Annotated in this window: 4 protein-coding genes; all 4 read right to left on the bottom strand. The window is 59.1% G+C overall.

All coding sequences use genetic code 11. From position 1 onward, the window contains the following. Positions 1 to 347: 347 nt before the first annotated feature. The gene (locus IQ273_RS32570) at positions 348 to 1,469 is read right to left on the bottom strand and encodes a tRNA (guanine-N1)-methyltransferase (RefSeq protein WP_194027218.1); all 1,122 of its coding nucleotides are present in this window, start codon (positions 1,467 to 1,469) and stop codon (positions 348 to 350) included. After that, positions 1,466 to 1,765 carry a DUF2103 domain-containing protein gene (locus IQ273_RS32565; RefSeq protein ID WP_194027217.1) on the bottom strand — a complete coding sequence of 100 codons (300 nt, stop codon included), beginning with the start codon at positions 1,763 to 1,765 and terminating at the stop codon, positions 1,466 to 1,468. Before IQ273_RS32565 ends, IQ273_RS32570 begins: the two co-directional genes overlap by 4 nt. A gap of 38 nt (positions 1,766 to 1,803) precedes the next feature. Continuing rightward, the gene (gene clpS / locus IQ273_RS32560) at positions 1,804 to 2,121 is read right to left on the bottom strand and encodes an ATP-dependent Clp protease adapter ClpS (RefSeq protein ID WP_194027216.1); all 318 of its coding nucleotides are present in this window, start codon (positions 2,119 to 2,121) and stop codon (positions 1,804 to 1,806) included. 95 nt (positions 2,122 to 2,216) lie between these two features. Beyond that, the coding region (locus IQ273_RS32555; protein ID WP_194027215.1) for a hypothetical protein at positions 2,217 to 2,416 on the bottom strand (200 nt) is incomplete at its 5' end.

Genomic DNA, 2,416 nt, shown 5'->3' with positions numbered 1-2,416 from the left:
GGGCAAGGGGGCGGGCCTGAAGCTGCACAGCTCAGGGTCAAGGCTGCTAACCCGCCAGAAAGCGCGGCCCAGCCTATCCATCGATGTTCCATAACAGGGTGTTGATTAACGCTGCACCTACCTTGCCATGGGCGAGCGGGACCAGGCGTGCGGTTTCAGGAATAGAAACAGGGTGTGTTCCTGCTGGAGTGGGACGGTTGTGACGGCCATCTCAGATCAAATTTGAGCCACATAATCCCGATGCCAAACCAGGCGGCTTGCGCAGGGGCAAACGGTGTTTGCCCAGCCCAATCGAGGGTAGCCAAGGCGGATTCAGCATCCCGGACACACAGGGATTTGGCTGAATGCTACGGCTGAACGGCCCTGGCGATCGCCACACAATCTCCAAACGCTGCATCGGTCTTCACCCCCTGCCAGTCCATCGACGGAATCGCCGCCCGGTAGCCCTGGCCCTGTAGAGCCTCGATTAGCCGATCCCGGTTGGGAATATCCATCTGGCCCCGCCGCCCAATGTCGCCTAGGGAGTAGTAGTAGGGCGGTAGGTCAATTTCTTGGGCCATAATCGCTAACAGCCTGGCCTGCGATCGCCAATGCCAGTCTTCCGCCAGCGCCTGCATCTCCGCCAGCCTGTCCCCATCGTGCAGCGATCCCAGCCACATTGGCCCGCTCACCACCGGGGTATCCTCAGTCCTACAGGGGCATATCACCCGGCCCAGGTGCCGCCAATCCAAGGTTTGAAAGTGGCCACAGCGGTGGCAGTAGGCCAAAAAGCCGTAGGTCTGATCCGTCAGGGTGGGCTTACTCACTAGCCGCACCATCACCCGATGTACCTGGCCCGTAAATAGCGAAAACACCGGCTCTATGCCCAGCCCCCGTGCCGCTGCCGTCTGGGCCGCATGACCAATCATCAGCCTCAGCCCCTGTTCATGGACGGCGGGGTGCGATCGCGCGCAGGCTCCGTAGGTTCTTAAACTGCGCTCTGGGTCGTGGCCGCTGGTGGCCCGGCCATCGGTGCTGGTTAGGTAGATCATTCCTCCCAGGCGCGTCGCCCACAGCCCGGTGCTGACGTAGGGGGTAGGGCCGCCAAAGTTGTCGATATCCACTAGGTCATAGAAATCGCGCTGCTGGTAGCAGGCAAAAAAGACCTGGTTGGCGTCCTGGTGGGTGAGGCGACAGGTGTCGGCGGGCAGGGCGGCGAGATTTTGGGTCAGAAGGTCGGCTAAGTCGGGGTTGCCCTCGTTGGCCCATACCCAGTCGGCCCCGGCCTCTAGTCCGTAGCGCAGGGGCCGTACGCCGCAGCCGGTCATAGCATCGAGCACCCGCAGATGTCCGTGGCGCTGGCGATAGACGGCGGCGGCCAAAATGGCTAGATCGCGGGCGATCGCACTTTGCGATCGGTAAAAGGCATCTCCTACCGCAAAGGTGGCCTTACCCTCTTGAACAAAACCTGAGCGTGACCCAACGGTCACCGGGCCGCCTCAACCGCTTGGGCGATCGCCCCCTCTAGGGTGAGCTTGTCTAAATTAGTCAGCACAAAGACTTCTTGTACGGTCTTACCCTTGCGGGCAATCAGCTTAAAGCCGCCGCGAATGGGTACCGATACCTTGACGCGCAGTTCGGGAGAGTGCGCCCTGACGTTTGCGATTACCCCTGGGGTAACGGTGCCAATACCGGACTGTTCTAAAAGGCGTTCGAGAATGGGAATGAGCCCGGGCAAGTGAGTGGAGTGGTTCCAGACTAGGCGACCGTCCGAGGCATGTGTCATGGGGAGATTTAAGAAAGATTTAATCAGACATTACTTGATTATGCTTTCTCAAGGGGTGCCATAGTCAAGCCAGCCCGGGTAAGTTGAGTGTGATACAGCTCGGCCTGCTCTAAGGGGCCGACCCATACAATGGCCTGGCCGTCTTGGTGTACCTGGTTGGTGAGCTCCCAGGCGCGATCGCTGCCCATGCCTGGAATGTACTTCATCAGACATTCCGCCACATGCTCAAAGGTATTGAAATCGTCGTTGAGCACGATGATCTTGTAGTTGGGGTACGGCTTGCGCGTGGTTTGGCGGGTCTTTTCAGGGGCAATGGCGGGCGCTGAGGAAACCGCTTGGGGCAAAACCGAAGTCATGGGGACTGATCCTGAACGTAATATCGAGCAAGCACTCACTAAATCAGGGCTTAATCTTAACAGTGTATCGAATTCTGTGGGGTTAGCTCGACTGACTACAGCGACAGTACCCGTTCTAACTTGGGAATGGTCAGGGGTAGGTCAATATAGGCATCAGCCTCAGGTAACTTAGCGATCGCGGGGTTTTCGGCAGCATTCTCGGGACGCAGAATGGCCACCTTAATGGGTTGGGGCACCTGTGGTGGCTGCAGCTGCTGCAGCTGGGCGGCTAGCGCGGGCTTGCGGGCTTCTCGAT

The sequence above is a fragment of the Nodosilinea sp. LEGE 07298 genome (assembly GCF_015207265.1).
Taxonomy (GTDB): domain Bacteria; phylum Cyanobacteriota; class Cyanobacteriia; order Phormidesmidales; family Phormidesmidaceae; genus Nodosilinea.
Note: the sequence above shows the minus strand (reverse complement) of the source record. Positions and strands in the feature narration are given on the sequence as shown.